This is a genomic window from Geodermatophilus sp. SYSU D01180, from assembly GCF_054050415.1.
In genome coordinates this window covers 51851-74604 of the sequence record NZ_JBJGZH010000022.1, presented here as the reverse complement: position 1 = coordinate 74604, position 22754 = coordinate 51851, and the positions used below count along the sequence as shown (strand labels likewise).

The following is a 22754-nucleotide window of genomic DNA, read 5'->3' as shown; positions in this document are numbered from 1 at the left end:
TCGGCTGTCGCCGTCACGGCTCACGCCGCGACGACCTTGCGGGGACGGCCCCGCGGGCGCTTGCGCGGGATGACCACACCCCGCTCGAAGATCTCGCCGCCCCAGACGCCCCACGGCTCGCCGCGGTCCAGGGCGCCGGCCAGGCAGGCGTCGCGGACCGGGCACTCCCCGCACAGGACCTTGGCCTGCTCGAGCAGCGCGGGGCTCTCGGCGAACCACAGGTCCGGGTCGTCGGTCCCGCGGCACGGCAGGGGGCGCCGCACCGGTGCCGGGGCCAGGGGGGTGTGGGGCGTCCTCGGGGTGGCGCCGCCGGTCCGGGGGAGCCCGGGTCGGCGGTGGGACGTCGGGCGGTCGATCGTCTGCTGCACTGCCGCTCCTCCTCGTACTCGTCGTCTGCGCGGCCGGCGGGGCCCGCCGACCGGGGTGGTCGGGGCCGGGTGCCGCGGGGAAAGACGAAGGCCGCGGATCCCGGGGTTCGGGTTCCGCGGCCTCGAGGAGGACCGGTCGAGCGGCTAGCTCTGCGGTCTCCCCGGGGAGTGGATCCCGAGGGTGTGGCGCTGGTTGGAGATGTGGGTGCGGAGGGCATCGGTGCCGCCGACGCCGGTGCCGAAGTCGCCGGCGGTGGGCAGACCGGTCCCCTGGACCGGAGCGGTGGGCGCAGCGACGGCGGTGCCGGTCAGGTCGAACGGCGTCATCGTCGTGACGACGGCGTGGCGCGGCCGCGCGGACGGGACGGCGCCGGTCAGGGCCGGACGCACGTCGAGGGCGCCCCAGGCGGAGACCCCGGCCGGGGCGAGGACGCAGCGCATGTCGATCATCGTTACCCCTCCTCCCGGGCTCGGAGTCCGGCGGTCGGGCCGGGCTCGGTCTGGCGCGCCCGCGGTCGTCCGTCGGGCGCAGGCAGGACAGTAGGGAAGGTCACCGGAGCGGCGCAACGCAATTAACGGGCGCGTCCTCCGATGGCGTGGGACGCGCCGGTCCGGCCGTGCGGTGGGCACGGCCGGTGACAGGTCAGCCGCCCACGGTGGCGAGGACGTCCTCGCCGTACATCTCCAGCTTGCGGGCGCCGATGCCGGGCAGCCCGGACAGCTCGCGGATGCTCGTCGGCTTCGCCTCGGCGATGGCCTGCAGGGTGGCGTCGGTGAACACGACGTAGGCGGGCACCGAGGCGGCCTGCGCGGTGCTGCTGCGCCAGGCGCGCAGCCGCTCGAAGATCTCCCCGGCTTCGCCCTCGAGGACGACCTTGGCCCGCTTGGTCTTCCGCGGCGGCGCCGGGGCCGACGGCGTGGAGCCGGGCACCAGGCCGTCGAGGAAGCGGCTGCGCGGGCGGGCCCGCTTGGCGCCCGGGTTGCGGGCCAGCGACCAGGAGAGGGTGAGCTGCTCACGGGCGCGGGTGACCGCGACGTAGAGCAGCCGCCGCTCCTCCTCCACCGCCTCCGGCCGGGACAGCGACTGGGAGATGGGCACCACGCCGTCGACCAGGCCGACGACGAAGACGGCGTCCCACTCCAGGCCCTTGGCCGCGTGCATCGACGCCAGCGTCACGCCCTGGACGGTCGGCGCGTGCTGGGCGTCGGCCCGCTCGGCGAGGTGGGCGACGAAGCGCGGGAGGTCGGTGGTCGGGTCCTCGGCCACCAGGTCGACGGCGAGGTCGACGAGCGCGGCCAGCGACTGCCAGCGGTCGCGGGCCGCTCCCCCGGCCGGCGGGCGGTGCTCCACCCACCCGGTCGAGGCGAGCACGTCGCGCACCGTGGGCACCAGCGCGCCGGGCTCGTGGCCGCCGGCGGCCGCGCCGCGCAGCAGGACGACCGCCTCGCGGACCTCGGGCCGCTCGAAGAACCGCTCCCCGCCCTTGAGGACGTAGGGCACGCCGACGTCGGCCAGCGCCGACTCGTAGACCTGGGACTGGGCGTTGATCCGGAACAGCACCGCGATCTCCGACGCCGGCGTCCCGCTCTCGATGAGCGCGCGGCAGGCCTGGGCGACCGCGGCGGCCTCGGCGGGCTCGTCGGCGTGCTCGAAGAAGCGCGGCTCGGGGCCCTCGGCCCGCTGGCCCAGGAGCTTGAGCCGGAAGATGCTCTTGCGCTCCGGCGCCTGCCCGATCAGCTTGTTCGCCAGCCCCACCACCTGCGGCGTCGAGCGGTAGTCGCGCTCGAGCTTGACCACCGCGGCGTCGGGATAGCGGTCAGCGAAGCCCAGGAGGTAGTCGGGGTCGGCGCCGGTGAAGGAGTAGATGGTCTGGTTGGGGTCGCCGACGACGCAGACGTCGGCCCGCCCGCCCAGCCAGGCGTCGAGCAGCCGCTGCTGCAGCGGGTTGACGTCCTGGTACTCGTCGACGACGAAGTAGCGGTACTGCGCGCGCACCTGCCGGGCGACGTCGGGGTGCTCCTCCAGCGCGAACGCGGTGACCAGCAGCAGGTCCTCGAAGTCGAGCGCGCCGTCCCGCTGCTTGGCCGACTCGTAGGAGGCGTAGACGCGGGCGACGGCCTCGGCGTCGAACGGCGGCTCGCGCCCGGCGGCCGCGGCCCGGACCGGGTAGTCCTCCGGGGTGGCCAGCGTGGTCTTGGCCCACTCGATCTCGCTGGCGAGGTCGCGCAGGCTGGTCCGGTCGGTGGTCAGCCGGTTGCGGGTGGCCGCCGAGGCGACGACCCGCAGCTTGTTCTCGATCAGCGGCGGCAGCGGGCCGCCGAGTACGCGCGGCGCGAAGTAGCGCAGCTGGCGCATCGCCGCCGCGTGGAAGGTGCGGGCCTGCACCCCGCCGACGCCGAGGCCGGCCAGGCGGGTGCGCAGCTCCCCCGCCGCGCGGGCGGTGAAGGTCACCGCGAGCACCTGCTCGGGGACGAACGCGCCGGTGTGCACGCCGTAGGCGATGCGGTGGGTGATCGTGCGGGTCTTGCCCGTCCCCGCACCGGCGAGGATGCACACCGGGCCGGTCACCGCCGAGGCGGCCTCGCGCTGCTCCTCGTCGAGGCCGGCCAGGACCGCCTCGGCGCCGGCGGAGGTCCCCGCGGACCCGGGGGTCGCCAGAGGCGCATCGGCTGTCCGGGGCATGCGGTGGTTCCTCCGAGGGCACAGGGGGGACGGCGGCCGGCGGACCGCTCCTGCGAGTGTCCCAGCCCGGGACGACAGACGGCAGGGACACCCCGGCGCCTGGGGACGGCCGGTGCGCCTGGGGACGGGGAGGCCGGGAAGAGGCGCCGGGCACGCGGTGTTGGTCCCCTGGGACGTCGTCGCGTCCCCATCCCCACTGCCTGGAGGACCCCGAGTGACTGCCGCGCCCGCCGCCGTGACGATGTACACCACCACCTGGTGCGGGTACTGCGTGCGGCTCAAGAAGCTCATGCAGGTCGAGGGCATCGACTACGCCGAGGTCGACATCGAGCGCGACGCCGCCGCGGCGGAGGTCGTCATGAACGCCAACGGCGGCAACCGCACCGTCCCGACCCTCGTCTTCGCCGACGGCAGCGCGCTGACCAACCCGAGCATCGAGCAGGTCAAGGCGCGGCTCGCGCAGCAGCCGAGCGCCTGATCGGCGGGTGGTGTAGGGGTCGCGACCCCCGGCGGTGCATCATCGTCCCCCGGCGGGTCGCGACCGTGGCACGCCGACGTCCACCCGGCCCACCGGCCGAGCACCCGCGGGAGCCGCTGTCGTGACCTCGGACGCCGTGCACCTCCCCGTGCCCGCGACCACGCCGGAGGAGCCGCCCGCCGACCGCCCCTCCGTCGTGCTCGCCCGGACCGGCCGCGGCTGGAGCGTCCTGTCCCCCGGCCGCGCCGACGACGTCGCCGACCTGCTGGAGGGGCTGTCGCTGGCCGACCTCGTCACCGAGGAGCTCGACGGCCCGGCCGACCCCGACCGCGCGACGCGCCGAGCCGCGCGGGGGACGGCCGACGCCGGGCCCGACGGCGACCCCCGGGACGCCCGGATCGCCGCGCTCGAGCGGACCGTCGCCCAGCTGGAGCACGCACTGGCCTCCCGGGTCGCCACCGAGCGGGCCATCGGGGTGCTCGCCGAGCGGCAGGGCACCTCGCCGCGGGCGGCGTTCGAGGCGCTGCGGACGCAGGCCCGCTCGCTCGGGCGGCCGGTGCACGAGCTCGCCCGCGACGTGCTCGCGCCCCTCGACGGCGCGGCTGCGGTGCTGCCGCCGGCGCCCCGCCGCCCACCGGGCCGGCGGGTCCCGCACCCGCCGGGCCGCCCCGGCCCCGCCGTGCCCGCGGACGGCCGCCGCTGAGCGGTCCGCAGCCGCTGACCCCGGGCGCGCTGGCCGACCGGCTGGCCGCCCTCCTCGCCGACGCCGACCCCGAGCCGGGCGCGGCCGCCCTGCGCGTTGCCGTCGACGGGCCCGACGTCGCCGACCCGGAGGCCCTGGCCCGGGCGGTCGCCGACCGGCTGCCCGCGCTCGGCCGCCCGGCGGCCGTCGTCCCGGCCGCCGGGTTCCTCCGGCCGGCCTCCCTGCGGTTCGAGCACGGCCGCACCGACCCCGACGCCCGCTACACCGACTGGCTCGACGCCGGGGCGCTGGCCCGCGAGGTGCTCGACCGGGTCGGTCCCGGCGGGCCGGGCGACTACCTGCCGGTGCTGTGGGACGTCGAGCGCGACCGCGCCGCGCGGGCCGGCTACCGCCCGATGCCGCCGCGCGGGGTGCTGCTGGTCCCCGGCCCGCTGCTGCAGGGCGTGGGGCTCGCCTTCGACGTCGTCGTCCACCTGCGGGTGGCGCCGGCCGCGCGGGCGCGGCGCTTCCCCGCCGGGCACGTGTGGGAGCTGCCCGCCTTCGACCGCTACGACGACGAGGTCGACCCCGTGCTGCTGGCCGACGCCGTGGTGCTGGCCGACCGCCCGGAGCACCCCGCGCTGGTGCTACAGGGCCGGTTCAGCTGACGACGGACCGGACCTACGGGCTCAGTCCAGTTCGCCGGCCACCCAGCGGTCGATGATGTGCCGGGCGATCGAGACCGGCGGCGGCAGCGCGGCGGGCCCACGGCCCGAGCGCAGCTCGTCGCGGGTCCACCAGCGGGCCTCCTCGATCTCGGTCGGGTCCAGCCGCAGCTCCAGGTCCCCCTCGGCGCGCGCGACGAAGCCGAGCATCAGCGACTGCGGGAACGGCCAGGGCTGGCTGCTCACGTAGCGGACGTCGGTGACGGCCAGCCCGACCTCCTCGGCGACCTCGCGGGCCACCGCCCCCTCGGCGGACTCCCCCGGCTCGACGAACCCGGCGAGGATGGAGAACCGCCCGGGGGGCCAGACCGCCTGCCGGCCCAGCACGCAGCGGTCGCCGCCGTCGTGGACCAGCATGATCACCGCGGGGTCGGTGCGCGGGAACAGCTCGGTGCCGGTCACCGGGTCGCGCTGCACCCAGCCGGCCCGCTCGATGGTCGTCGCGGCGCCGGACAGCGGGCTGAACCGGGCCCGCTCGTGCCACTCGAGGATGCCGACGGCCTGGGCGAGCAGGCCGGCGTCGAGGTCGCCGAGGTCGGCGCCCACCTCGCGCAGCCCGGTCCACAGGTCCATCGGGCGGCCGTTGACCGTCAGCGCCCGCTCGCCGCGGACCGCGGCGTAGGGGACGCCGCCGGCCTCGCCGAGGTACACCGCGCCCGCCGGCAGGGCCGGCTGCTCGTCCCAGACCAGCTCGGGGCCGCCGTCGGTCTCGCGCACCGGGACGGCGCGGCGCTCGTCGACGGTGAGCACCCGCACCGGCCGCCCGCGGGTGGGGTCCTCCAGCGCCCGGCCGAGGTGGTCGCGGTCGTGCGCCGAGCGGGACAGCACCGGCACCGTGCCCGTGGTGTCGGGCGTGCCGGCCGGCCAGAACCCGCGCACGGCCTCCGGGGGGGCGACGTCGTCGGGCGTGCTGCCGCCCGGCGGGACGCTCACACCGGGTCCGGCGCGGCGGCGGCGCTGGCGGTGACGTCGACCGGGCCGAGGGCCCGCAGCGCGTCGGTGACCCGTTCGGCGTCCCCGACGACGACGGCGGTCAGCGCGGCCGGCGCCAGGTAGCGCCGCGAGGCCTCCTGCACCTGCTCGACGGTCACCTCGGCCAGCGCGCGCTGGTGCTCGGCCAGCCACTCCGCCGACAGCCCCGACCCGGCCAGCGCGGACAGCGTGCCGGCCAGCCCGGCGTGCGTGGCGGTCGACAGCGCCATGCTGCCGAGCACGTAGCGGCGGGCGGCGTCGAGCTCGGCCTCCGTGACCGGTGCCAGCGCCATCCGGCCGAGCTCCGCCCACGTCTCGAGGAAGGCGGCGCCGGTGACCTCGGTGGCGACGTCGGCCTCGACGAGGAACGACGACGCCGCGGCCAGGTGGTCGACGGCGCTGCGCGGGCTGTACGAGTAGCCGCGCCGCTCCCGGATGTTCTCCACCAGCCGGGAGGAGAAGTAGCCGCCGAACACCATGCTCGCCAGCCGAACGGCGGGCAGGTCGGGGTCGGTGCGGCCCGGCGCCGGCCCGCCGAGGCGGATGTTGGACTGCACCGCGCCCGGCCGGTCGACCACCTCGAGGTGGCCGGGCGCGAGCGTCGGCGCGGGCTTGGCGCCGGTGGCGGCGCCCTCTCCCGTCCAGCCGCCGAGCGCGGCGGCGACGGCGTCGGTGGCCGCCGCGACGTCGAGGTCGCCGACGAGCACCAGCGTGCTGCCGGCGGGCAGCAGCCGCTCGCGGTGCAGCTTGCGCAGCGCGGCGCCGGTGACCTTGCCGACCAGGTCCGGTGCGGGGAGCTGCGCGGCGTAGGGGTGGGTGCCGTAGCGGCGGGCGGCCAGCGCGGTGCGGGCGATGACGCCGGGCTGCGAGCGGGCGATGGCGATCCGCTCCGCCACCCGGTCGCGCTCGGCCTCGACCTGGTCGCCCGGGTAGGCGGCGTCGGTGAGCACCTCGGCGAGCACGCCGAGGACCGGGGCCAGCCCCTCGGACAGGAGCGTGGTGGAGAACAGCAGCCGGTCGGGGTCGGCGCCCACGGTCAGCTCGGCGCCGTGGCCCTGCAGCGCCTCGGCGACGGCGGTGGCGTCGCGCTGCCCGGTGCCGAGCAGCACCGCGCCGGAGAGCACCGAGGACCGGGCGGCGTGCTGGAGGGCGCCGCGCGGGGAGGTCGCGGCGAACGGCACCCGCAGCCGCAGCTCCACCAGCGGCACGCCGGGGCGCGGCACGACGACGACGGCCAGCCCGTTGGGCAGCGTCGTCGTCGCTACCTCGGGGACCGGCTGCGGGCGCGGCTCACCCAGCGGCGGGACGAGGTCCAGGTCGAGGACGGGGGCGCTCATCGGGCTCCTCCGGCGGCGCGCAGCTCGAGGATCGCGGCGGTGCCGGGATCGAGTCCCTTGGCGGCGACCTGCACCGCGTCGGGGGTCACCGCGGCCAGCCGGGCGGCGAGCTCGCCGGCCAGCTCGGCGCGGCCGTGGACGAGCTCGGCGCCGGCGAAGGCCAGCGTGCGGCCGAGCACCGAGTCGGCCTGGCGCAGCAGCTGCGCGCTGGTACGGGCCTGCACCCGGGCCAGCTCCTCGGCGCTCACGCCCTCGCTCGCGACCCGGCCGATCTCCTCGTGCACCGCGGCCAGCACGTCCTCGACCGGGACGGCGGCCGGGTGGTGCACCTGGGTGGTGAGCAGCGTGGCGTCGCGGACGTCGAACGGGTCGCCGAACAGGCCCACGTAGCTGCTCTGCGCCACCGCCAGGCGGTCGTCGTGCACCAGCCGGCGCTCCAGCCGGGAGGCGTCGCCCTCGCTGAGCAGCTCGGCGAGCAGCACGGTGCCCAGGTAGGTGTCGAGGTCGCCGACCGGGTCGGGCACCCGCCAGCCCAGGGCGACGGCGGGCGCGGGGGCCAGCCGGTCCTCGACGACGTCGCGGCGCACCGCCGTCGGCGAGGGCTCGCCGGTGAACGGGGTGGGCGGCACCTGGCGGGCCTCGACCGGGCCGAACCAGCGGCGGACCAGCCGCTCGGTCTCGCCGACGTCGAGGTCCCCGCCGATGCACAGCACCGCGTTGCCCGGCGCGTAGTAGCGGGAGAAGAAGTCCTCGGCGTCGGCGACCGTGGAGCTCTCCAGGTCGACGAAGGAGCCGTAGCCGTCGTGGGTGTTGGCGAAGCTCTCGAACGCGATCTGCGGCAGCTGCAGCCAGGGGAAGGCGCCGTAGGGCCGGTTGAGCACGTTGACCCGGATCTCCTCCTTGACCACGTCGATCTGGTTGCGGAGGTTCTCCTCGGTGATGGCCGGCGCGGCCATCCGGTCGGCCTCGAGGAACAGCGCGCGCTCGAGCGCCTCGGCGGGCAGCGCCTCGTAGTAGTTCGTGTAGTCCTGGTGGGTCGAGCCGTTGAACGTGCCGCCGGCGGCCTGCACCAGGCGGGCGTGCTCCATCTTCGGCACGTGTGCCGAGCCCTGGAACATGACGTGCTCGAAGAGGTGGGCGAAGCCGGTGCGGCCCTCCGGCTCGTTGCGCATGCCCACGTCGTAGAAGACGGTCACGGCGACGACCGGCACGCTGCGGTCGGGCGCGAGGACCACTCGCAGCCCGTTGTCGAGCGTGAAGCGCTCCACCGGGTGCCGCAGGGTCAGGTCGGCTCCGGCTGCTGTCACGGACCGACCCTAACCACGCGGGACGACGCCCCGCCGGGCGCCTACAGCACGTCGATGTCGGCGACGACGCGGTCGATGGTCCCGTAGAGCTCGGCGTGCGTGTTCGGGATCGAGACGTAGAGCAGCGCGGGGTCGGGCCGGCCGACGTCGACGACCAGCAGCGCCGCCCGCTCGCCGGTGGAGTCGTAGCCCTCGACGTCCCAGGTCAGCTGGAACTCGACCAGGTGCGCGGCGTGGCCGTCGACGGTCAGCGCCTCGTCGCGCAGCACCTCCCGCTCGTTCGGGTACGGGTAGTAGGCCGCGCGGACGCTGTCGGCCAGCGCCGTCACCGTGGCCTGCTCGCTGCCCGGGCCGGTCCAGCCGTAGCCGTCGGAGACCGGTCCCGAGGTGCACTGGGCGATGAAGTTGCCGCCGTCGGGGGTCAGCTCCTGGGTGATGAAGTACTGCCCGGCGATGGTGCGGGTCTCGGGCATGGGGCCGAGGTCGTACTCGTACCAGCCGTTGCCGAGGAACGGGTAGGAGATGCCCGACTCCTCGTCGATGATCCGCACGGTGCCCGGCGGGAACGTCGGGCCGGCGGGTGACGAACTCGCGACCGGTGCGTCGGTCGCGCTGCCCGGTCCGGTGGGGCTGCCCCCGGACAGGCCGACCACCAGCGCGACGACGACCACGGCGACGACGGCCAGCACCGAGCCGCCGACCCACCAGGCCGTGCGGGGACGCCGGGCCGGCTCCGAGGCGGGGCCCGGCTGCCAGGACCCGCCGTCCGGGCGCGGCGGGGGCGCGGCCACGGGCGTCGCCTGGACGGCGACGCCGGGACCGGCGGGGGTCGTGACGTCGGACCAGGCCTCCCCGTTCCACCAGCGCACCGTCCCGGGGGCGCCGTCGGGGTCGGGGTACCACCCCGCGGGTGCGCGCGTCAGCCCAGGTCCGGTCACGGGCGGCAGCCTAGGGTGGCCGGCGCGCGGTCCCGGGCTGCCGCGGCGCGGAGGGTCAGCCGAAGCCTCGGTCGGCGCTGTCGTCCCACCAGTTGCGCAGCGTGGACAGGCCGTCCGCACCGCCGCCGCGCAGCTCGGCGACGGCGTACGTCCCGAGGTCGTCCCACGTCCATGCGAACACCGTGTCGCCCTCGCCGTCCACCCAGCAGGCGGCACGGCCGACCTCGGTCTCGTCGGCGTCGAGGACGGGGAACCAGCCGGTGGTCCTGGACTCGCCCTCGGAGGCCAGCCCGCAGTCGAAGCGGTCCTCGAGCTCGGGGAGCCCCTGCCGCTCGAGGTCGGCGGCCAGGGCCCGCGCGGCGCCGTCGCCGTCGTGGGCCGAGTAGGTGACCCCGGACGGCCCGTCCACCTCCGGGTCGCCCGGGCAGCCGAGCTCCCGGAGGACGCCGTCGGCGGACTCCTCCGCGGCGCACGCGGCGGGGTCGGTGCCGGCCGCCAGCGCGGCGGCGACCAGCCGCTGGCCGGCCGCCCGGGCGTCCTCGCGGGCGCCGTCGAGCCGGAGGACCACCGCGACCAGCGCGCCCGCGAGCACGAGCGCGAGGACCGCGCCGAGGCCGGCGAGCACCCACGGCAGGCGGGCGGGCCGCTGCGGGCGCGGTCCGACGGCGGGAGGAGGTGCGGCCGGGCGGCCCACTCCCTGCTGCCGGGTGACCGCCCGGGCCGGGGCGCCGTCGGCGGCCGGGCCCACCGCCGTGCCGGCGTCGCGCCCGGGGACGGGGACGCCGCTCTCGGCCAGCGCGGCCCGGGCGGCGGCGGCCATGGCCCCGGCCGAGGGCCAGCGCCGCCCGCGGTCCTTGGCCAGGCCCCGCAGGACCACCGCGTCGAGCGCCGGCGGGACGCCCGGGGCCAGCGACGACGGCGGGGGCGGCGGCTCGTGCACGTGCGCGGCCATGAGCGCCACCGGGTCGTCGCCGGCGAACGGCCGCCGCCCGGTGAGCGCCTCGAACAGCACGCAGGCCAGCGAGTAGACGTCGGCGCGGGCGTCGAGCGGGCCGGAGCCGAACCGCTCGGGCGCCATGTACTCGGTGCTGCCCACCGCCATGCCGGTGCCCGTCAGCGCCGGGCCGGTGGCGTCGGCCGAGGTGCGGGCGATGCCGAAGTCGGCGAGGTAGCAGAAGTCCTCACCGGGCGCCGACGCCGCCAGGTCGCCGCGGTCGGCGCGGGCGACCAGCAGCACGTTGGAGGGCTTGACGTCGCGGTGCACCAGGCCGCTGGCGTGCGCGGCGTCGAGCGCGCGGGCCACCTGGCCGACGACGTCGACCGCGCGCGCCGGGGGCAGCCGCCCGGCGCGGCGCAGGAGCGAGGCGAGGTCCTCCCCCTCGACCAGCCGCATGTCGAGGAACAGCTGGCCGTCGATCTCGCCGTAGCGGTGGATGGGGACGACGTGCGGCTCGTTCAGGCGCGCGGCGACGCGGGCCTCGCGGCGGAACCGCTCGCGGTAGCTCTCGTCGGCGGCCCACTGCGGGTGCAGCACCTTGAGGGCGACGTCGCGCTCGTGCTCGCCGTCGTGGGCGCGCAGCACCTGGCCCATGCCGCCGCGGCCGAGCATGCCGAGCACCCGGTAGGGGCCGAAGCGCCCGCCGTCCGCCGGCGCGGTCACCGCGCGGCCAGCTCCCGCCACAGGTGGGCCGCGGCCTCGGCGCCGCGGTGCAGCATCGGCAGCAGCACCCGCTCGTTCGGCGAGTGGATGCGGTCGGTGGGCAGGCCGGCGCCGAGGAAGACGAGCGGCGCGCCGAGCACCTCGACCAGGTCGGCCTCGGGGCCGCTGCCGCCCTCGCGAGTGAACAGGACGTCGTCCGGGGCGGTGTCGAAGGCCTGCCCGATGGCCCGCAGCAGGGCGCCCATGTGGGGCGAGTCGAGGTCGCTGGCGCACGGGGCGACGCCGCCGGGCGGGGTGTGCACCTCGGCGACGATCCCCTCCGGCAGGTGCTGCTCGACCCAGGCGCGCAGCATCGGACCGACGTCCTCCGGGCGCTGGTCGGCGACCAGCCGGAAGGTCAGCTTGGCGTGCGCCTCGGCCGGGACGATCGTCTTGTGGCCGGGGCCGGTGTAGCCGCCCCACATGCCGTTGACCTCGGCGGTCGGGCGGGCGCCGACCCGCTCCAGCGTGCTGAAGCCGGCCTCTCCGGCGGTGGCGCGGGAGGCGGCCGGCCCGGCCAGCCAGGCGGCCTCGTCGAACGGCACGCGGGCCATGAGCTCGCGCTCGCGGTCGGTGAGCTCCCGGACCTGCGCGTAGAAGCCGGGCAGCGTGACGCGGCCCTGCTCGTCGTGCAGCGCGGCGAGCAGGGCCGCCATCGCGTGCAGCGGGTTGGGCACGCCGCCGCCGAAGGACCCGGAGTGCAGGTCGACGGCGGGGCCGCGGAGGGTGATCTCGGCGTCGGCGAGGCCGCGCATCGCGACGACGGCGCTGGGCACGTCGGGGGCGGCCATGCCGGTGTCGCTGACGACGACGACGTCGCAGGCCAGCCGGTCGGCGCGCTGGCGCAGCAGGTCGGCGAAGTGCGGCGAGCCGGACTCCTCCTCGCCCTCGACCAGCAGCTTCACCGTGACGGCGGGGGTGTCGCGGCCGGTGGCGGCCAGGTGCGCGCGGATGCCGAGCAGGTGGAAGGCGACGTTGCCCTTGTCGTCGATCGCGCCGCGGGCGTGCAGCTCGGGGCCGGCCGGGGTCTCGACGCGGGTCGGCTCGAACGGCGGGTGGTCCCACAGCTCCAGCGGGTCGACCGGCTGCACGTCGTGGTGGCCGTAGACGAGGGCGACCGGCGCCCCGTCGTCGGCGCTCGGCCACTCGGCGTAGACGGCGGGGGCGCCCGGCGTCGGCCAGATCTCGACGACGGGGAACCCGGTGCGGCGCAGCGCCCCGGCCAGCCACTCCGCGCTCGCCGCGACGTCGCCGGCGTGCGCCGGGTCGGCCGAGATCGAGGGGATGCGCAGCCAGGCGTCGAGGTCGGCGTGGAGGTCGTCGAGGTGGGCCTGCACGAAGTCGCGTTCCGGGCTCGTCACGAGCGCGACGGTAGCGGCGGGCCGGCACCGGACACGGCACGCCCCGCTCGTTAGGTTCGGCGGCATGGCGGGAGAACTGTTGCGGGTGGACGTCGGTGACCTGACCTTCGACGTGCGGGCCGACGGCCCCGGGGACGGGCGGCCGGTGGTGCTGCTGCACGGCTTCCCCGAGACCTCGGCGTCGTGGGCCGCGGTGACGCCGCGGCTGGCCGAGGCGGGGCTGCGCACCTACGCCGTCGACCAGCTCGGCTACTCCCCCGGCGCGCGGCCGCTCGACGTCGACTCCTACGCGCTGACCAACCTCGCGCAGGTCACCGCCGACCTCATGACCGCGATGGACGTCCCGGTCGCCGACGTCGTCGGGCACGACTGGGGCGCCAACGTGGCGTGGGCGCTGGCCGGCTGGCACTCCGACCGGGTGCGGTCGCTGACCGCCGTCTCGGTGCCGCACCCGACGGCGTTCACCGCGGCGTTCCGCTCCGACCCGGAGCAGAAGGAGCGCTCGTCCTACATCCGGCTGTTCTGGCAGGAGGGCAAGGCCGAGGAGGTGCTGCTGGCCGACGGCGCCCGCCGGCTGCGCCGCATGTACGGCGACGCGGTGGACCCCGAGGCGGTCGAGGAGTACGTGGCGGTGCTGTCCGCGCCGGGTGCGCTCACCGCCGCGCTCAACTGGTACCGGGCGATGAGCTCGGCGACGCCGGTGGACGACGTCCCGGTGCCCACCACCTTCGTGTGGAGCGACGCCGACATCGCCGTCGGCCGGATCGCCGCCGAGGGCTGCGGGTCGTTCGTCGCCGGTGACTACCGCTTCGTCGAGCTGCCCGGCGTCAGCCACTGGATCCCCGAGCAGGCGCCCGACCAGCTCGCCGCCGCGATCCTGGACCGCATCGCCTCCAGCTGACCGCTCCCCCGCCCGGCCTCACGGCGTGGTGCCCGACCTCGCGCTGCGGGGTGAGGTCGGGCACCACGGGGTGAGGGTGGGGCCCGTGGCGGCGGCGCCGACGTGTCAGCCGAGGTCGTCGTCGGGCGGCGGGGGCAGCTCGTCGTCGTCGGGCTCGGGCGGCGGGGGCAGCTCGTCGTCCGGCCCTGGCGGCAGGCCGTCGTGGACGGCCTCGCCGGTGACCAGGGCGAGCAGGCCGGCCTCGTCGAGCAGGTCGACCGGGCGCACGGTGACCCCGGCGGCGACGTGGTGGAAGCCCGCGCTCACCTTCTCCACCGGGACGCCGGTCAGCCGCGACCAGCCCAGCCGGTAGGCGGCCAGCTGCACCGCGGCCGCCGAGAGCTCCGCGCCCGACGGCGGCGGGCCGGTCTTCCAGTCGACGACCTCGAAGCCGCCGTCGCCGTCGGCGAAGACGGCGTCGATGCGGCCGCGCAGGGTGAGCGGACCCAGCGGCGTCTCGAACGGCACCTCGACCTCGACCGGCTGCCGGTCGGCCCAGGGGCTGGCGAGGAACGCCGCCTGCAGGGCGCCCAGCGCGCCGTCGGGCGCCGCCGACTCGTCGCCCGAGCCGGGCAGCTCGTCGAGGTCGAGCAGCCGGGAGACGCCGAAGCGCTCCTCCAGCCAGGCGTGGAACGCCGTGCCCCGGCGGGCCAGCGGCGCGGGCGCGGACGGCATCGGCCGGCGCAGCCGGCGGGCCAGCTCGGCCGGGTCGCGGCGCAGCGCGACCAGCTCCGACACCGACAGGTGGCTGGGCAGCGGCACCTCGACGGTCGGCCGCGCGGTGCGGCGGCGCTCGCGCAGCAGCAGGTCGGCCTCGCGCACCCACTGCTCCACCGTCGGGTCGCCGGACCCGAGCGCGGCGGCCGGGTCCAGCGGGTGCGGGGCGGCGCCCGCCACCAGCTCCGCGGCGGCGGTGAGCGCGCGGCGGCGCGGCTCGGACAGCGGGTCGGCCGGCCACACGCCGACCGGCCACTCCTCCAGCGCCGGGTTGGTCGCGCCCTCCTCCGGCCGCTCGGCCCAGGCCACGACGACGCCCGCGCCGGCGGTGCACGCCCGCCGCACGGTGTCCAGCAGCACCGAGGGCCCGTTCGGCTTCACGCCCTCCCGCCACCAGCTGCCCGAGCACAGCAGCAGGTGCTTGGCGCGGGTGACCGCGACGTAGCCCAGCCGGATCTCCTCGGCCTCGCCGAAGGCCTTCCACTCCTCCACGTAGTCCTCGAGCGCCGCGCGCACCGCCGCCTGGTCGCCGGAGCCGGGCACCGGCAGCCGCAGCTGCGGCAGCTCGCCGCGGTCGGTGGTGCGCAGGTCGACCGGGATCGCGCCGGGGTCCTTGACCCAGGAGTCGCTGGTGTCGGTGCGTGAGGGGAACTGGTCGGCGGTCATGCCGGGCACCGCGACGACGTCCCACTCCAGCCCCTTGGCCGAGTGCACGGTGAGCAGCTGCACCGACTCGGGGTCGACCGCCACCTCGCCGGGCTCCAGGCCGCGCTCGCGCTCCTCGGCGTCGCGCAGGTAGCCCAGGAACGCCGGCAGCGAGGGCAGCTCGGCCAGCTCGGTGAACTCGGCGGCGACGGCGTGCAGCGCGTCCAGGTGCGCCCGCGCCGCCCCGGGGCTCACGCCGGGCGCGCTGGCCAGCTCGGTCTCCAGGCCGAGGGTCCGGGCGACCTCGTCGACCAGGTCCGGCAGCGACTCCCCCAGCCGCCCACGCAGGTGCGCGAGCTCCCCGCCGAGCCGGCGCAGCCGGCGCCAGGCCGCGCGCGAGTACGCACCGGGGTCGCCGAGGTCGTCGAGCGCCTCGACGATGCTCCCCCGCTCGGAGCGCCGGGCCGGCTCGTCGTCGTCCCCGTCCGGCTTGCGTGCGTGCACCAGCGCGCGGGCACGGGCCTCCAGCGCCGCCAGGTCGCGCGGGCCGATCCGCCACCGGGCGCCGGTGAGCAGCCGGCCCAGGGCGTCGCCGGCGGAGGGGTCGACGAGCACGGTGAGGGTGGCGACGACGTCGGACACCTCGGGCACCTCGAGCAGCCCGCCGAGCCCGACGACGGTCACCGGCAGCCCGCGGGCGCGCAGCGCGGCGGCGATGCCGGGCAGCTGCTTGCGGGTGCGGACGAGCACCGCCGTCGTCGGCGGCCGGCCGTCGGGCCGGGGCGGCAGCGCGGGGTCCTCGCCGTGCCAGCAGGCGGCCAGCCGGTCGGCGAGCGCCTCGGTCTCCTCGGCCACCGTCGCGTACAGCCCGGCGAGGACGGTGCCGGGCCCGGCGCCCGGCCGGGCGGTGAGGTCCGGCAGCGCCACCACCGGCGCCGGCAGCAGCCCGGCGACGGCGTTGGCGACGTCGAGCACCGCGCCGTCGTTGCGCCAGCTCGTGGCCAGCGTGAGCCGCTCCGCTCCCTTGCCGCGGGCGCCGGGGAAGGTGCGGTCGAAGCGCTCGATCGTGCCGGACGAGGCTCCGCGCCAGCCGTAGATCGACTGGCGCGGGTCGCCGACGGCGAGCACCGCGTGCCCGGTGGCCCGCCCGAACAGCGCCTCGAGCATCCGCAGCTGGCCGACGCTGGTGTCCTGGTACTCGTCGAGCAGCACGATCCGCCAGCGGGACCGCTCGCGGCGGCCCACCTCGGGCGCGGAGACGGCGATCCGCGCGGCCAGCGCCACCTGGTCGGAGTGGTCGATCGCCCCGGCGGCGCGCTTGCGCCCCTCGAACGCCTCGACCAGCGGCAGCAGCGCCACCCGGGCGCGCTGCCGGGCGAGCATCTCGACCACCGGCTTGTAGGGGCCGCGCTTGCCCTTCGCGTCGGGGTAGCCGGCGACCTGCGTCTCCAGGCGCGCGGTCCAGGTCCGCAGCGCCGCGGGGCTGACGTCGTGCTCGCCGAGCTCGGCGGCCAGCGCCAGCACGTCCTCGGTGGTGGTCAGCGGGCTCAGCGGGACGTCGTCCATGTCGCCCGTCCAGCCGGACACGACGGCGGCCGCCTGCCCCCAGCACATGGCCGGGCCGAGCACGCCCGCGCCGGGCTCGACGCCGATCCGCAGGCCGTGCTCGGAGACCAGCGAGGCGGCGTACCCGTGGTAGGTCGACACCGTCGGCATCGCGACGCCCAGCCGCTCCCTCAGCTGCGGGTCGGTCTCGGGGTGGCGGGCGAGCGCGTTCAGCCGCAGCCGGATCCGCTCGTTGAGCTCGCTGGCCGCCTTGCGGGTGAACGTGAGCCCGAGGATCTCCTCCGGGGCGACCAGCTCGTTGGCGACCAGCCAGCACACGCGGGCGGCCATCGTCTCGGTCTTGCCCGACCCGGCCCCGGCGACGACGACCAGCGGCCGGTCGGCGGCGGCGGACACCACGCCGGCCTGCTCGGGCGAGGGCGCGTAGGACAGCCCGCAGCGGGCGGCCACCTCGGCCGGGTCGAGCAGCCGCCTCGGCTGGACCGGCTCGGCGGCCGCCGGGCCCAGGAGGTCGTCGAAGGAGAGCTGCTCGTCGGGCGTGGGCGTGCGGCGGCTCACCGGTGTCCCCACCGGGTCACGCGGTGACCTGCCGGCCGCGCTCGTGCAGCGGGCAGCTGCGCCGCGCCGGGCAGCGCCCGCAGTGGCTGCCGGTGCGCACCTCGAAGGTGGCCGCGCCCATGCCCTCGCCGACCTCGGCGACCAGCTGCCCCGCCCACGTCTCCCCCAGCGGCACGTCCGGCGGCAGCGCGTCCTGCGCCTGCTCCTTGGCCCTCGTCCCGGTACCCACCTGCAGCAGCGACGCCCCGCCGGGGGCGCTGCCGTGGTCGCCGAACGCGCCGGCGGCCACCGCCACCTGGTAGGCGGCCAGCTGCCCGTGGGTGTCGACCTCCTTGGCGTGCGTGCGGCCGGTCTTGAGGTCGACGACGACCAGCCGGCCCGCCGCGTCGCGCTCCAGCCGGTCCACCTGGCCGCGGATGCGCGCCCGGCCGACGGTGACGTCGAAGTCGGCCTCGGCGGCGAGCAGCTCGCGGCGGTTGGCGGCGTGCCAGCCGAGGAAGCGCTCGAGCATGTCGCGGGCGGCGACCCGCTGCCGCTGGTCGGCCCAGCCGGGGCCGAGGTCGAGGGCGTCGAGCTCCTCGGCCAGCGCGGCCCGCGCCTCGGTGGGCGGCAGCCCCTCGGCCACCTTCTGCGCGACCGCGTGCACCGCCGAGCCGACCGTGCGGTGGGACTCCGGGGCGGCCTCGGCGCCGACCGCGCCGAGCACCCACGTGAGCGGGCAGCGCTGGAAGGTCTCGATCGCCGAGGGGCGCACCCGCACCACCTCGTCGTCGGGCACCAGCGGGGCGTCGTCGGACAGCGGCGCCAGGCCCCACCAGTCCTCCGGGGCGGCGCCGGGCACGCCCTCGGCGGCCAGCCGGCGCAGCACCGCCGCGGCCGCCGAGCGGCGGGCCGGGTCGGTCTGCGAGTCGCTGACCGCCCGGCGCAGCTCGGCCACCAGCGCGGGCAGCGTGAGCGAGCGCGGCAGCGGCGTGAGCGGCCGGCCGTCGTCGGGCGGGGCGACGACGAGGTCGAGGAAGCGGGAGGCGGTGGCGCCCGCGTCGGGACCGTCCAGCGCGCCCTCGACGGCGGTGACCACCAGCCGCTTCCGGGCGCGGGTGGCGGCGACGTAGAACAGCCGCCGCTCCTCGGCCAGCATCTGCGTGCGCCGGTCCACCGACGTGCCGTCGATGCCGGCCACCCGCTCGACCAGCAGCTCGGTGCCGAGCAGCGTGCCGCGGTCGCGCAGGTCGGGCCAGATCCCCTCCTGCACGCCGGCGACGCACACGACGTCCCACTCCAGGCCCTTGGACGCGTGCGCGGTGAGCAGCCGGACGGCGTCGGTGGCGGCGTCGCGCTCGGCGCCGGTGAGGCCGGGCAGCTCCTGGGCCGACAGGTGCTCGACGAACGCGCCGACGGTGGCCGACGGCAGCCGGTCGACGAACCCGGCCGCGGCGTCGAACAGCGCGACGACGGCGTCGAGGTCGCGGTCGGCGGCGGCTCCCGCGGCTCCCCCGGCGGCGCTGGCCCGCGCCCACCGGCCGGCCAGGCCGCTGCGCTGCCACATCGCCCACAGCACGTCCTCGGCCGACCCGTCGCGGGCGAGCGCGACCCGGCCGGCGGCGAGCACCCCGGCCACCCGGAGGGCCGGGCGGGCCACCGCCTCGGGCAGCTCCTCCAACAGCGGCGCGTCGGCCAGCGCGGTGGCCAGCGGCGTGCCGCGCTCGTCGGCGTCGACGCCGCGCCGGGCCTGCGCGATCCGCACCGCCCGGCGGAGCCGGCGCAGGTCGAGGACCGTGGCGCCGCCGAGCGGGGAGGCGAGCAGTGCCTCGGCGCCGGGCTCGTCGAGGGCCAGCGCGCCGGGCTCGTCCCCGGGCCGGGGCAGCAGCGCGGTCAGCGCCGCCAGCAGCGGCGCGACGGCCGGCTGCGCGGCCAGCGGCAGGTCGTCGGTGGACACCTCGACCGGCACGCCCGCCGAGGTCAGCGCGCGCCGCAGCGGGCCGACGGCCAGCACGGTGCGGACGACGACGGCCATGTCCGACCACGGGACGCCGTCGACGAGGTGGGCGCGGCGCAGGGTGTCGGCGACGTGGGCGGCCTCGACGGCGGCCGACCCGAACACGTGCACCTCGGCGCTGCCCGGGTCGGCGCCGTCGGCCGGCTGCAGGCGGCGGTGCTCCCACGGGCCGGGCAGCGCCTCGGCGACGCGGCGGCTGACGTCGAGCAGCGCCGGGCCCGAGCGGCGGCAGACGCCGAGCGACAGCCGCGGCGCGGGCCGGCCGTCGACGGTGCGGAACCGGTCGGGGAACTCGACGATCCCGCGCGGCTCGGCGCCGCGGAAGGCGTAGATCGCCTGGTCGGGGTCGCCCACGACGACCAGGTCACCGCCGCCCCCGGCGAGCAGCTCCAGCAGCTCGACCTGGGCGGGGTCGGTGTCCTGGTACTCGTCGACGAACAGCCAGCGGGCCCGCGCGCGCTCCTGGCGCAGCAGCTCGGGGTCGTCCTCCAGCTCGGCGATCGCAGCCCGGACGAGCTCGGCGGGGTCGTAGCCGGAGGCGTCGCCGCCGCCGGCCGTGGAGAAGGCGGTGACCGCCTCGTACTGCTCCTGGAACGCCGCGGCGTGCAGCCACGCGTCGGTGCCGGTCTCCCGGGCCCACTGGGCCAGCAGCTCGGGGTCCACGCCGCGCTCGGTGGCCCGCAGCAGCAGCTCGCGCAGCTCGCCGCGGAACCCGGCGGTGGCCAGCGCCGGCAGCAGGGACGCCGGCCACTGCACCGCGCCCTCCCCGGCCAGGTCGCCGCGCAGCAGCTCGGCGACGACGGCGTCCTGCTCGGCGGCGGTGAGCAGCCGGGGCGGGGCCTCGCCGCGCAGCAGCGCCGCGCGGCGCAGCACGCCGTACGCGTAGGAGTGGAAGGTGCGGGCCAGCGGCTCGCGGATGGTGCGGGCGACCCGCGCGGTGATCCGGGTGCGCAGCTCGGTGGCGGCCTTGCGGCTGAAGGTCAGGACCAGGACCTGCTCGGGGTCGACGCCGCGGTCGATCCGGGCGGCGACGGCCTCGACGATCGTCGTCGTCTTGCCGGTGCCGGGGCCGGCGAGCACCAGCAGCGGGCCGCCGGCGTGGTCGACGACGGCCTGCTGGGTGGGGTCCAGCCGCGGCGGCGCCACCGGCTCCCGGTGCGGCTGCACGAGCCGGTAGACCGGCGCACCCTCGTCCCCCCGCAGTGCCACCCTCCGATGACACCACGACTCACCGACAGCGCCGCAGAGCGCTTGGTCACGCGGGCGGGTACCGGACCCGGTACCAGTGCTCGGTCTCCCCGGGGAGGCGGTCCAGCAGCACCTGCGTCCCGCCGGGGTGCTCGAACACCCGGACGCCGTCGCCGAGCAGGACCGGCGCGAAGAACAGCAGCACCTCGTCGAGCAGCCGGGCCTCGAGCAGCTGCCGCGCGACGTCGGCGCCCAGCGCGTTGACGTAGTCGTCCCCGGCCGCCTCGCGGGCCAGGTCGACGGCGCGGTGCAGGTCGTCGGTGAACGTCACGCCGTCGGGCGCTCCGGCCGGCGGCCGGTGGGTGAGGACGACGACCGGCCCCGACCACTGGCCGCCGAAGGCGCCCTCCTGCTCGATGCCCCGGTTCGGGTCGTCGCCGCCGAATGTGCGGGCGCCGACCACCATCGCGCCGACGCGGGCCACCAGTCGGTCCGCCGTCGGGTTCGGCCCGCCCAGGTGCGGGGTCAGCCAGGACATGTCGCCGCCCGGCCCGGCGATGAAGCCGTCCAGCGACGCGGTCGCGGAGTACAGCAGCGGAGCCACGGGCCCACCCTGGTCGGCGGTCCCCGTCAGGGCCAGGCGACGGCGGCCAGGTCCACCCGGCCGTCGCGCACCGGCACGCCCTCCCCGGCCAGCAGCTCCAGCTGGCGCACCCGCACGGGCTCGGCGCACGTGCCGTCGGCGCGGACCACCCGGTACCAGGGCACGGCCGCCCCGCCGCCCCCGGCGGACAGCGCGCGGGCCACCCGGCGCGGCCCGACGCCGACCAGCCGGCCGATCGCCCCGTAGGTGCTCACCCGGCCCGGCGGGATCGACTCGACGGCGTCGTACACCGCCTCGTCGACGTCGGCGGCGTCCGCGTCCGACGGGCGGCGCGGGTCCCCGGACGCCGGTGGCCTCACAGCCGGTAGTCGCTGTTCGCCTGCCACCAGGTGTAGAGCGCGGCGAGGTCGGCCTGCGTGGCGCCCGGCGCCCCGACGATGCCCTCGACGAGCGCCGCGTCGTCGGTCCAGGTGATGACCACCGCGTTGTTCTCGGTGTCGATGGCGCACGCCACCAGGCCGCTGTTGCTCCCGCCGCCCCACGTGCCGATGCCGGTCGTCGCGGTGCAGTCCTGCCCCTGGGGGAGCTGCGCCAGCCCCTGCCCCGAGGCGTCGTCCGTGAAGACCGAGTCCATCGTCGCCTTGTCGGGGTACTGGAAGAACTCGGCCTGCTGCGGACCGGGCTGGGTGGTGCTCGGGCCGCACGACGCGTGGGCGACGTCGCCGTCGCCGGCGAGCGCGGCCTCCGTGCAGTCGGGGAAGTCGGCCGGGAGGATCGCCAGCAGGTCCCCGCCGGGCCCGGACCCACCCGTCGTCGGAGGCGCGCTGGTCGACGAGGACGGCGCACTCGAGGACGGGCGCGACGACGTGCCGGCCTCCGACGAGCCGGTCGACGTGGTCGTGGCGCCGGCCGCCGGGGCCGGGTCGTCGTCCCGGAGGACGAAGAACAGGGCGACCGCGGCGACGACCAGCACGACCAGGCCGGCCACGAGGCCGACGACCAGCCCGCGCCGGTTGCGTCCCGGCCCCGGGCCTCCGGGCGGCCCGTACTGCCCCGGCGGCCCGTACTGGCCCGGCGGCCCGTACTGCCCCGGCTGCCCGTGGGGGCCGTACTGCGGCGGCTGGCCCTGGCCGTACTGGCCCGGCTGGCCGTACGGACCCGGCTGGCCCGGCTGGCCGTACGGACCCGGCTGGCCCGGCTGGCCGTACGGACCCGGCTGGCCGGGCGGACCGTAGGGCGGCTGACTCATGGGCACCTCCCGCTGACGTGCCCCGGAGGATAGGGAGACGTCGGCCGCGGCAGTCCCCTCCGACGCGTCGGGCGGGCTACGCCCGGCGGCCGAAGCGGGCGAGCAGGCGCTGCTGTGGGCCGGCGCCGTCGGGCGGCTCGACCGCCGGCGCGAAGAGGCCGGGCACGCCGTCCGCGGGCAGCCGCCCGGCCAGCGCCTCCGCTGCGCGGACGAGCGCCGGGTCCAGGTGCTCGTCGCCGCCGGTCACGCGGGCGAGGTCCCACGCGTGCACGGTGAGGTCGGCGGTGAGCTCCTCGACGTACTCCCACGCCGGCGTCGGGCCGCGGGACAGGTGCACGGTGCAGGCGTCCAGGTCGGCGGTGGCGACGGCGGCCAGCGCCTCGTCCGCGACGGTCTCCCACGCGGTGAGCGGGTCGTCGCCGAGCAGCGCCCCGGTCCCGGCCGGCACGCGCGCGGCGACGTCGTCGAAGGGCTCGCCGGCCAGCAGGCCGGGCACCCAGTGCGCCTCGCCGACCAGGTGCGCGACCAGGTCGGCCACGGTCCAGCCGGGCAGCGCCTCGAGGTCCCACTGTCCGGGCTCGACCGCGTCGACGCGGTCGGTGAACGTGGCCTGGGCGCGCTGGAAGAGCTCCAGCAGCTCGGTCGGGGACGTCGTCGGGTCGGGCACCGGACCAGTCAACACGGACGCCGAGGGCCCGGCACCCGTGACGGGTTCCGGGCCCTCGGTGACGTGCTGGAACG

General features: G+C 77.6%; 19 protein-coding genes. 4 read left to right on the top strand and 15 right to left on the bottom strand.

Going from position 1 to position 22754, the window contains the following annotated elements:
* Positions 1–20 precede the first annotated feature (20 nt).
* The 3 genes from ACI8AA_RS18375 to ACI8AA_RS18365 all read right to left on the bottom strand — a co-directional run bounded on the left by ACI8AA_RS18375 (position 21) and on the right by ACI8AA_RS18365 (position 3051).
* A complete protein-coding gene (locus tag ACI8AA_RS18375; protein WP_387990338.1) occupies positions 21–263 on the bottom strand; it encodes a WhiB family transcriptional regulator in 243 nt (80 codons plus the stop codon).
* 249 nt (positions 264–512) lie between these two features.
* Complete coding sequence (locus ACI8AA_RS18370; RefSeq protein WP_457045829.1) at positions 513–818, bottom strand: hypothetical protein; 306 nt, start codon at positions 816–818, stop codon at positions 513–515.
* A gap of 193 nt (positions 819–1011) precedes the next feature.
* The gene (locus ACI8AA_RS18365) at positions 1012–3051 is read right to left on the bottom strand and encodes an ATP-dependent helicase (protein WP_457045828.1); all 2040 of its coding nucleotides are present in this window, start codon (positions 3049–3051) and stop codon (positions 1012–1014) included.
* Between the two features lie 214 nt (positions 3052–3265).
* Between ACI8AA_RS18365 and ACI8AA_RS18360 the strand changes: the two genes are divergently transcribed.
* From ACI8AA_RS18360 to ACI8AA_RS18350, 3 genes are all read left to right on the top strand, one after another.
* Positions 3266–3529, top strand: a complete 264-nt coding sequence (locus ACI8AA_RS18360; RefSeq protein ID WP_457045827.1) for a mycoredoxin — start codon at positions 3266–3268, stop codon at positions 3527–3529.
* Between the two features lie 121 nt (positions 3530–3650).
* On the top strand, positions 3651–4232 hold the full coding sequence (locus tag ACI8AA_RS18355; protein WP_457045826.1) for an ANTAR domain-containing protein: 582 nt from the start codon (positions 3651–3653) through the stop codon (positions 4230–4232).
* 299 nt (positions 4233–4531) lie between these two features.
* Positions 4532–4879, top strand: a complete 348-nt coding sequence (locus ACI8AA_RS18350; RefSeq protein ID WP_457045825.1) for a hypothetical protein — start codon at positions 4532–4534, stop codon at positions 4877–4879.
* 21 nt (positions 4880–4900) lie between these two features.
* Here the strand turns inward: ACI8AA_RS18350 and nudC are convergent, their stop codons facing one another.
* The 6 genes from nudC to ACI8AA_RS18320 are packed head-to-tail and all read right to left on the bottom strand — an operon-like array spanning position 4901 to position 12550.
* Positions 4901–5869: an NAD(+) diphosphatase gene (gene nudC / locus ACI8AA_RS18345; protein ID WP_457045824.1), complete on the bottom strand. Its 969-nt coding sequence runs from the start codon at positions 5867–5869 to the stop codon at positions 4901–4903.
* On the bottom strand, positions 5866–7245 hold the full coding sequence (locus ACI8AA_RS18340) for a M16 family metallopeptidase (RefSeq protein ID WP_457045823.1): 1380 nt from the start codon (positions 7243–7245) through the stop codon (positions 5866–5868). Before ACI8AA_RS18340 ends, nudC begins: the two co-directional genes overlap by 4 nt.
* Positions 7242–8552, bottom strand: a complete 1311-nt coding sequence (locus tag ACI8AA_RS18335) for a M16 family metallopeptidase (protein WP_457045822.1) — start codon at positions 8550–8552, stop codon at positions 7242–7244. Before ACI8AA_RS18335 ends, ACI8AA_RS18340 begins: the two co-directional genes overlap by 4 nt.
* A gap of 41 nt (positions 8553–8593) precedes the next feature.
* Complete coding sequence (locus ACI8AA_RS18330) at positions 8594–9490, bottom strand: DUF2510 domain-containing protein (protein ID WP_457045821.1); 897 nt, start codon at positions 9488–9490, stop codon at positions 8594–8596.
* Between the two features lie 55 nt (positions 9491–9545).
* Positions 9546–11150, bottom strand: coding sequence for a serine/threonine-protein kinase (locus ACI8AA_RS18325; RefSeq protein ID WP_457045820.1), 1605 nt, complete (start codon positions 11148–11150; stop codon positions 9546–9548).
* Positions 11147–12550 (bottom strand): M20/M25/M40 family metallo-hydrolase, encoded by a 1404-nt coding sequence (locus ACI8AA_RS18320; RefSeq protein WP_457045819.1) that lies wholly within the window; start codon positions 12548–12550, stop codon positions 11147–11149. The genes ACI8AA_RS18325 and ACI8AA_RS18320 overlap by 4 nt, the downstream gene beginning before the upstream one ends.
* Before the next feature lie 64 nt (positions 12551–12614).
* Here ACI8AA_RS18320 and ACI8AA_RS18315 point away from each other — a divergent pair, with 64 nt between their 5' ends.
* A complete protein-coding gene (locus tag ACI8AA_RS18315) occupies positions 12615–13451 on the top strand; it encodes an alpha/beta fold hydrolase (RefSeq protein ID WP_457045818.1) in 837 nt (278 codons plus the stop codon).
* A 105-nt stretch (positions 13452–13556) separates the two neighbouring features.
* Here ACI8AA_RS18315 and ACI8AA_RS18310 read toward each other — a convergent pair whose 3' ends face one another.
* From ACI8AA_RS18310 to ACI8AA_RS18285, 6 genes are all read right to left on the bottom strand, one after another.
* Entirely contained in the window at positions 13557–16976 is a 3420-nt protein-coding gene (locus ACI8AA_RS18310; protein WP_457045817.1) for an ATP-dependent helicase, read from the bottom strand.
* Positions 16977–16992: 16 nt separating this feature from the next.
* Positions 16993–20181, bottom strand: coding sequence for an ATP-dependent helicase (locus ACI8AA_RS18305; RefSeq protein ID WP_457045816.1), 3189 nt, complete (start codon positions 20179–20181; stop codon positions 16993–16995).
* Between the two features lie 46 nt (positions 20182–20227).
* Positions 20228–20764, bottom strand: coding sequence for a dihydrofolate reductase family protein (locus ACI8AA_RS18300; RefSeq protein ID WP_457045815.1), 537 nt, complete (start codon positions 20762–20764; stop codon positions 20228–20230).
* Between the two features lie 26 nt (positions 20765–20790).
* Complete coding sequence (locus ACI8AA_RS18295; RefSeq protein WP_457045814.1) at positions 20791–21123, bottom strand: MGMT family protein; 333 nt, start codon at positions 21121–21123, stop codon at positions 20791–20793.
* Entirely contained in the window at positions 21120–22013 is an 894-nt protein-coding gene (locus ACI8AA_RS18290; RefSeq protein ID WP_457045813.1) for a hypothetical protein, read from the bottom strand. Before ACI8AA_RS18290 ends, ACI8AA_RS18295 begins: the two co-directional genes overlap by 4 nt.
* Positions 22014–22089: 76 nt before the next feature.
* A complete protein-coding gene (locus ACI8AA_RS18285; protein ID WP_457045812.1) occupies positions 22090–22680 on the bottom strand; it encodes a TIGR03086 family metal-binding protein in 591 nt (196 codons plus the stop codon).
* Positions 22681–22754: the final 74 nt, after the last annotated feature.